We start from the raw sequence: 1,202 nt of genomic DNA on the forward strand, positions 1-1,202 counted from the left end.
GGCTTAGATGTCGAGGATCTTTGCCACGACGCCCGAACCCACGGTGCGGCCGCCTTCACGGATGGCGAAGCGCAGGCCTTCTTCCATCGCGATCGGGTTGATCAGCTTGACGGTGATGCTGACGTTGTCGCCAGGCATGACCATTTCCTTGTCCTTGGGCAGCTCGATCGCGCCGGTCACGTCCGTCGTGCGGAAGTAGAACTGCGGACGGTAGTTGTTGAAGAACGGCGTGTGACGGCCACCTTCGTCCTTGGACAGCACGTACACCTCGGCGGTGAAGTGCGTGTGCGGCTTGATCGAGCCGGGCTTGCACAGCACTTGGCCGCGCTCGACTTCTTCGCGCTTGGTGCCGCGCAGCAGCACGCCGACGTTGTCGCCAGCTTGACCTTGATCGAGCAGCTTGCGGAACATTTCCACGCCGGTGCAGGTGGTCTTGACGGTCGGGCGGATGCCAACGATCTCGATTTCCTCGCCGACCTTGATCACGCCACGCTCGACGGCGCCGGTCACCACGGTGCCGCGACCCGAGATCGAGAACACGTCTTCCACGGGCATCAGGAACGTGCCGTCCACGGCGCGCTCAGGCGTCGGGATGTACGTGTCCAGCGCTTCGGCCAGCTTCATGATGGCTTCTTCACCCAGCTTGCCCTTGTCGCCTTCCAGGGCGAGCTTGGCCGAGCCGTGAATGATCGGGGTGTCGTCGCCAGGGAATTCGTACTTGTCCAGGAGCTCGCGCACTTCCATTTCGACCAGCTCGAGCAGCTCGGCGTCGTCGACCATGTCGCACTTGTTCAGGAAAACGATGATGTAGCCCACACCCACCTGGCGAGCCAGCAGGATGTGTTCACGCGTCTGGGGCATCGGGCCGTCGGCGGCCGAGCACACCAGGATGGCGCCGTCCATCTGGGCGGCGCCGGTGATCATGTTCTTCACATAGTCGGCGTGGCCGGGGCAGTCCACGTGAGCGTAGTGGCGGTTGGCCGTTTCGTACTCGACGTGTGCAGTGTTGATCGTAATGCCGCGGGCCTTTTCTTCGGGCGCCGCATCGATCTGGTCGTAAGCCTTGGCTTCGCCGCCGAACTTGGCCGACAGAACGGTTGCGATCGCAGCCGTCAGCGTCGTCTTGCCGTGGTCAACGTGACCGATCGTGCCCACGTTCACGTGCGGCTTGGTGCGGGTGAATTTACCTTTTGCCATTTTTC

1 protein-coding gene is annotated in these 1,202 nt (G+C 62.6%); it reads right to left on the reverse strand.

All coding sequences use genetic code 11. From position 1 onward, the window contains the following. Positions 1–3: 3 nt before the first annotated feature. Positions 4–1,197, reverse strand: coding sequence for an elongation factor Tu (gene tuf / locus RT97_RS22895; RefSeq protein WP_012745744.1), 1,194 nt, complete (start codon positions 1,195–1,197; stop codon positions 4–6). Between the last annotated feature and the right edge of the window lie 5 nt (positions 1,198–1,202).

This window comes from Variovorax paradoxus (assembly GCF_000834655.1).
Lineage (GTDB): Bacteria > Pseudomonadota > Gammaproteobacteria > Burkholderiales > Burkholderiaceae_C > Variovorax > Variovorax paradoxus_F.